Origin of the sequence: Amycolatopsis ruanii, assembly GCF_003385175.1 — a bacterium.
GTDB lineage: Bacteria > Actinomycetota > Actinomycetes > Mycobacteriales > Pseudonocardiaceae > Amycolatopsis_E > Amycolatopsis_E thermalba.
On sequence record NZ_PQHY01000051.1, the window covers coordinates 43,836 to 50,391 of the forward strand.

General features: G+C 73.2%; 6 protein-coding genes and 1 pseudogene. 3 read left to right on the forward strand and 4 right to left on the reverse strand.

Translation table 11 applies throughout. From position 1 onward, the window contains the following. Positions 1–9: 9 nt before the first annotated feature. Positions 10–1,209, reverse strand: a complete 1,200-nt coding sequence (locus tag D0D28_RS24260) for a styrene monooxygenase/indole monooxygenase family protein (RefSeq protein ID WP_094006039.1) — start codon at positions 1,207–1,209, stop codon at positions 10–12. A 65-nt stretch (positions 1,210–1,274) separates the two neighbouring features. Here D0D28_RS24260 and D0D28_RS24265 point away from each other — a divergent pair, with 65 nt between their 5' ends. Both D0D28_RS24265 and D0D28_RS24270 read left to right on the forward strand, forming a co-directional pair. Then, entirely contained in the window at positions 1,275–1,955 is a 681-nt protein-coding gene (locus D0D28_RS24265) for an IclR family transcriptional regulator (protein ID WP_094006038.1), read from the forward strand. Positions 1,956–2,067: 112 nt separating this feature from the next. After that, on the forward strand, positions 2,068–2,529 hold the full coding sequence (locus D0D28_RS24270; protein WP_233157305.1) for an STAS domain-containing protein: 462 nt from the start codon (positions 2,068–2,070) through the stop codon (positions 2,527–2,529). Positions 2,530–2,620: 91 nt separating this feature from the next. On the opposite strand, the pseudogene D0D28_RS36980 reads toward D0D28_RS24270, so the two are convergent. From D0D28_RS36980 to D0D28_RS24285, 3 genes and pseudogenes are all read right to left on the reverse strand, one after another. Further along, a pseudogene (locus tag D0D28_RS36980) lies at positions 2,621–3,079 on the reverse strand (hypothetical protein). Positions 3,080–3,184: 105 nt separating this feature from the next. Beyond that, the gene (locus tag D0D28_RS24280; RefSeq protein WP_116112655.1) at positions 3,185–5,038 is read right to left on the reverse strand and encodes a DNA/RNA non-specific endonuclease; all 1,854 of its coding nucleotides are present in this window, start codon (positions 5,036–5,038) and stop codon (positions 3,185–3,187) included. A 1-nt stretch (position 5,039) separates the two neighbouring features. Next, a complete protein-coding gene (locus D0D28_RS24285; RefSeq protein ID WP_116112658.1) occupies positions 5,040–5,810 on the reverse strand; it encodes a hypothetical protein in 771 nt (256 codons plus the stop codon). A gap of 103 nt (positions 5,811–5,913) precedes the next feature. Between D0D28_RS24285 and rnhA the strand changes: the two genes are divergently transcribed. After that, positions 5,914–6,372: a ribonuclease HI gene (gene rnhA / locus D0D28_RS24290; protein WP_094006035.1), complete on the forward strand. Its 459-nt coding sequence runs from the start codon at positions 5,914–5,916 to the stop codon at positions 6,370–6,372. The last annotated feature ends 184 nt before the right edge of the window (positions 6,373–6,556 follow it).

Sequence of the window (6,556 nt, forward strand, 5' to 3'; positions counted from 1 at the left end):
CTCTCCCGGTCAGCTTCCGTCGAGGAACGCCCGCACCCGGCGCCGGGTGGCGAGCACGCGCCACTGCCGGTCCGGGTGGTCGAAGTTGTCGGTGAACTCGTCCGCGCGGCGCGGATCGCCGGCCAGCCCCTGCCACAGCTCGCCGAGCCACGGCGGCGGGTCCAGCACCAGGTTCGTCCACGCCGACGCCCCGAGCAGCACCTCCTCGCGCGCCCGCGCGACGCGGCGGCAGAACACCTCGTCGTAGACGGTGTCGGCGGCGATCTCCGCGGCTGCCACGGCCGCGCTGTAGGAGGCGATGTTCGCGCCCTGCCCCATCACCGGATCGACCACCACGTGCGCGTCGCCCAGCGCGAGGGCGAACTTGTCGTCCCCCAGCGGCAGGAAGTCCTCCCGCACCGCGGGCGTGACCGCGCCCTGCAGCAGATCGCGCGGATCGGTGAGGGCGAAGTCGTCGAGCACACGCTCGGCGGTCGCCGGGTGGTGCTCGCGCAGCTTCTCCAGGACGGTCTTGCGGAACAGCGCGGGATCCTGCGCCGGGGACAGCTCGTTCAGCACCGCGAGGTCGCCGCCGGGCACGTTCTCGAACAGCAGCGCCGTGACGCGTCCATGCCGCGACAGCAACGGGATCTCCAGCAGCTCGCCCTGCCCGGGCGCGACCCCGATGGTGACCGCGGCCGGTTCGGCCGGTGCGATGCCGGTGTACAGGCCCGCGCACACCAGCCGCCGGGGCGCGTCGTGCGGGCTGTGCCCCGGACGGCGCGGGAACAGGCCGCTCAGCGCGCCCCGCCCGGTCGCGACGACGAGCAGGTCGTGCCGCGCGGCCAGCTCACCGAGGTCGCGCGGGCCGACCGCGCGCACTTCGACGCGCCCGCCGCGGCCGGCGAGGTCCTCGGCCAGCCGCGGCAGGTAGAGGCGGTGGTCGACGGCGCACGACGGGTGGGTGAACCGGCCGGTGAAGCGGACTCCCCCGATCCAGTGGTGGTGAGCCGCGTAGCCGAACTCCGCCGCCGGCCAGTGGTGCACCCCCAGCGCCCGCTCGCGCTCCAGCAGCGGGTGGTGGTGCGCGACCGTGTTGAGCAGCGGCCCGGCGGCCAGGTCGTCGAACGGCCGCTCGGCGTACAGCGTGACCGGGATGCCGGCGGCACGCAGCGCGAGGCCGAGGTGCAGCCCGGCTATCCCCGCTCCGACGATGCCGACCGTGGTCACGACGCTGTCCTTACTCTATTATCGAGCAGCGAGTTCTATTTCTGAGAGAACAGTACGAGGAGCGCATGGCGGAAGGCAAGGTCGTCGGCGGCGCGGGCCTGCAAACACTCGAACGGGGTCTGGCCGTGCTGGAGGCCGTCGCCGCGCACGCGCCATGCACGACCGCCACGATCGCCGAGGTCACCGGCCTGCACCGGTCGATCGCCTACCGCGTGCTGTGCACCCTGGAGGCGCACGGCTACCTGCAGCGCGACGCGGCCGGACGCTACGAGGTGGGCCTGGCCGTGCTCACCGTCGCCTCCGCCGTGCGCTCCGACCTGCAGTCGCTCGCGCAGTCCGTGCTCGCGCCGGTCGCCGAGGCGGCCGGGACGGTCGCGTTCCTCGCGGTTCCGCACGGCGAGGAGGCGCTCACGCTGGTGACCGTCGAACCACCGGCCGCCGCCGGCCCGGTGTCCTACCGGCCCGGGGTGCGCCACCCGCTCACCCGCGGCGCGCCCGGGCTGGCCATCCTCGCCGCGCTGCCGCCGAGGCCGAACGAGCGGCCTGAGGTCACGCTGGCCCGCGACCTGGGCCACGTGCGCACCACCGGCGAGGTACTGCCCGGCATCGCCTCGCTCGCGGTGCCCGTCTCCCTGCGGGCCGGGCGGGTGGCCAGCGCCTGCGTGCTGTTCGTCCCCGGCCGCCTGGACGAGGACGCGGCGCTGACCGGCCTGCACGCCGCGGCCGGGCAGCTCACCGGCCGCTGACCAGCGCGGTCGCCGGAACCGAGAAGTGCAGGTAGGCTGTGGCCACGGTTGAGCAGGTAGCCGGCAGACGTACCCGACATGCGCTCACCGCTGCAGTGTGGAGGCCCTGCTGATGGCACCTCCGGAAACCCGCCCCGCACCGGTCACGCAGCGGGGCATCCCCGCCCCGCGGTCCACACCGGCCGCCGACGCCGGCGCGTTCACGGTCGACGTCGCCCAGCCCGCGCGGCACACCCTGCTCGTCACCGTCGGCGGCGACGTCGACCTGGGCACCGCGCCCGAGCTGTCCCGGGTGATCGGCCACCGCTTCCGCGGACCGGTGACGCTGCTCGTGCTCGACCTGTCCGAGGTCACCTTCCTCGGCACCGCCGGGCTGACCGTGCTCGTGGAAACCCAGCAGGCCGCCGCCCGCCGCGGCGCCGCCCTGCGGATCACCGGCACGGGCGCCCGCCCGGTCGAACGCGCGCTGCGCGCGGCGGGGATGCTGCACAGCCTGCCGGCCGCAGACGAGCCCGCCGAGGACATCGTGCTGCGGCACGTCACGGAGCAGCACGTCGGGCGCGCACCCTGGTGACGGCTTCACGGCCTGACGCTCGCGCGCCGCTCGGTCCGGTGCTGGCGGACCGGGCGCCGGGCACTGCCTGGATGAGTGAGTCTGAGCTTGATCAGTGGTCGTAGGCGATCAGGGATCGGGTGCTGCGTTGGCCGGTGGCGGGGTCGTGCCGGATCGCGGCGGTGAGGGCGAGCGGTCGTTGTGCGACACGGCCACGGTGTGATTCGAGATCGAGTTGGCCGTTGAGGGTGTCGTTGACCGATTCGATCAGTTGCCGGACCGGCTTGAGCAGGTGCGGGGTTCGGTTGCGGTAGGACGGTTGCAGCAGCCGGGCCGGGGTGCAGATCAGGCGCAGGCCCAGAAGAAGCGGGAGTGGCGGCGGTAGCCGTAACCGGCCCTGCCGGGCAGGTAAGGGAACGCGTCGGGCAGGTGGCGGGGCACACACCGCAACCATCGGGCCTCCGAGCGCACAACCCAGCAGCACCCGCGCGACCGCCGGCGCCAGCAGTTCAGCATCCGGCAGCCGGGGTGGCCTGCCGACACGAGCGGGCTTACCGAGGTGGTCACCGATCTCGACCTACAGTGCGGCCAGAAGGGTGTTCGGGCCGGCGTCACAAACTGATCTTGACCACCCTCCCCCCATCCCCGGACACTGCCCAGACTTGGACTCGCTCATCTAGAGGACCAGGTCCGCCGGCCCGCCGACCTCCTTCGCGGTCGTCGCCGATTCCCGCTGGGCCAGCGGGTCGGCGTCGGTGAGGATGCCGAACGACAGACCGGTCAGGCTCTCGATGCGCCGGACCGGCACCTGGAACGTGCGGTAGGCGCCGTAGGAGAACTCCGCTGGCGCCGCCTCCAGCCCCTCCAGCAGCTGCTCCTGGCTGAGCAGGTAGCCGGTGGCCGACAGGCTGCCGTCCTGCCGGACCATCGCCACCACCTTGAAGTACTGCCGCGGCAGCCGGACGCCCCGGTACTGGTCGTCGTCGGCGGCCAGGACCGGGCCGGTGACGACGCTGACCCGCAGGTCCCGGTTGTCGGCGTTCTCCAGGACGTAGTCCTCCAGCCCCGCCCACGTGCTCCGGTTCTGGTTGAAGTCCTCGTGCTGGGGCGTGCAGTTGGTGAAGTGGAACGTGTCATCGTTGGCCGCCTTCGCCGCCTCACGCGACGGGCCCCACGCCGGGTCGAGCCTGCGGACGAGGTGACCGCGGTCGAGCGGGTTGTCCTCGTAGACCCGCTCGCCGGTCTGCTCCTCCTCCGCCACCCGCGGGTCGAGCGACCACTTGTCCTTCTCCCGGCGCAGCCGCACGCTCGTGGTGCCGTCGATGTTGACGGCCGTGAAGAACGCGAGCCGGCGCTGCTTGTTCAGCACCACGCTGAAGTGGTGGTAGGGCAGCACGTACCTGGGCTCGCTCGTGGCCTGCCGGTTCACCGCCGCCAGCGGCACGAGGTCCGGCGACAACGCGGGCAGCGGAATCCGGTGCCCGGCCAGGAAATCCGGGTCGTAGCCGCCCCGGTTGGCGTAGTCCGGGTCGATGCGGATCGCCTCGGTGACCGGGGCGACGACCACCGGGGACGGCTCGCCGAACACCCCGGCCAGCAGCGCCTGCTGCTCGGGCGGGAAGGCGCGGGCGCGCAGGTCGGCCAGCAGGCGGCTGACGCGGACACCCTCGTTGACCACGCCGCCCAGCTCGCCGTGCCGCGGCGCGCGGACGCTCGCGTGGTGCAGCGCCACGACCTCCCACTGGTCGTTGAAGACCGGCGAGCCCGACGAACCGGGCTCGGTGTCGGTCTCGTAGTGCAGGAAACGCTCCAGCACGTCGACGATCCGGTTCTCCCGCAACGCGATCTGCTTCCGCTCCCCGTTCGGGTGCTGCACGATCGTCACGTAATCGCCGATGATCGCCTTGCCCTCGGCCTCGACGAGCCGGTTGAAGCCGAACGGCGCCAGCGCCGCGACGGCGGCCCGGACCGCGACGAGCGCGAAGTCGAGGCCCTGGTCGGCGGCGAAGAACCGCCGTGGATCGAGGGCGAACAGCTTCACCGGCAGCGGCAGGCCGTCCGGGCCGTCCTGGTAGTCGAACTCCACGACGCTGCACGCGGCGGTCGCGGCGTCGCCGAGCACGTGGTGGTTGGTCAGCAACAGCTCCGGCGACACCAGCGACCCGGTGCCGTAGCCGCGCAGCCGGCCGCGGTCGTCGCGGATGGAGATGCGGCCGACCGCCTTCGCCGCGCGCACCCCGCCCTCCAGGTAGCCGACGCCGAGCAGGTCGTCGGTGCGGATGATCCGCTCCAGCACGGTGCCCGCGTCGCGCAGCGCGTCCTCCTCGCCGCGCGCGATCGCCCCGGGGTTGACCGGGCGGACGTCCGGGCGGGACCGGCTCAGCCGGTCGATGCGGGTGGCGACCCGGCCCGGCTCGTCGGCTCGCGCGAGCCCGAACGGCTCGGCCAGGATGGCGATCTTGCGCTGCCGATCGTCCTCGCGCTCGTGCACACGCTTCTCGACCGCGTCGCGGTCCGGATAGGACGCCATGTCAGCGGTCCGTCGGAATCGCGACTTCGCCGTCCTCGCCGATGAGCCGGTCGAGGACCGCGTCCGGCATCCACACCCGGTGCGGGTAGTTCTCGCCCCACGAGTTGAGGATCGGCACGGCGTTCAGCTCGTCGGCGCGCGGGTTGGCCAGCACCTGGTGCACCTCGGCGGCCGAGGTGGCCCAGCGGAACGCGAGGATGCCGTCCGACACGTCCGGCTCGTAGCCGGCGCGTTCACCCGAGTCGTCGTCACCGAACACCGGGTCCCAGTCGACGTGGCCGGCCGAGAGGAGCACCTCGGCGGCGGCGCGGACGGAGGTGCCGTCGTCGTCGCCGGGGTTGGTCTGCGGCCACTCGTCGCGTTCCTTCGCGCGGTCCCACAGCCAGCGCGCGGCGTAGAGGCCCTTGTTCAGCAGGGTCATGCAGCGCGACCAGCCGAAACCGACGCACGCGCCCTCGCGGCCCTGGTCGTAGAAGCGGTACCAGTCGTCGGTGTCCGGCTCGCCGCCCGGCTCCAGGCAGACGCAGTGCCCGCCCCGGATCGGGCCGAGATCGCCCCGGTGGCCGATGAAGATCTCCCCGGACCGCTCGTCGCGCTCCGGCTCGTCGAACGCCGCGTACCAGTTCACCCCGATCACCACGGGCACGGCGCTGGGACGGTCCACCTCCGGCAGCGCCGAAATCGGGTAGGTCTCCAGGTGGCGCCAGTCGTCCGGGATGTAGCGGCCGAGCCGCCCGTCCAGGGGATCGCTGCCGATGGGGCGATAACGCATGATCACTCCCGCGGGTGAGTCCGGAGGGCCTCGCCCTGGAGTCGCAGCCGGGGCGCAGAAGTTACTTGATCCGTGTTTCGTTGCCGCTGCTACGCTTCCGCGCGTGCAGGAGGACGGGCCGGTCGTCGACATCTACACCGACGGGGCGTGCAGCGGGAACCCCGGGCCCGGCGGGTGGGGCGCCGTGCTGCGCTACGGCCGGCACGAGAAGGAACTCTACGGCGGCGAGCCCGGCACCACGACCAACAACCGCATGGAACTGATGGCGCCGATCCGCGCACTGGAAGCCCTGACGCGGCCCTCGGTGGTGCGGGTGTACACGGACTCCAGTTACGTCCGCAACGGCGTCACGCAGTGGATGCCCCGCTGGAAGACGAACGGCTGGCAGACCGCGAGCCGCGAACCCGTGAAGAACGCCGACCTGTGGCAACGCCTCGACGCGGCGATCGGCGCGCACGAGGTGCAATGGCACTGGGTGAAGGGCCACGCGGGGCACCCGGAGAACGAACGAGCGGACCGGCTGGCGGTGAAGGGCGCGAAGGAAGCCGCACGGCGCGGGTGAGGGTAGGGGCCGGGCCGGAGGCCGGAGGCGGGAGGTGGGAGGCGGGCGGCCGCCGCAGGCGGGAGGCCGCCGCAGGCCGCAGGCCGCCGCAGGCCGCAGGCCGCAGGCCGCAGGCCGCAGGCCGCAGGCCGCAGGCCGCAGGCCGCAGGCCGCAGGCCGCAGGCCGCAGGCCGCAGGCCGCAGG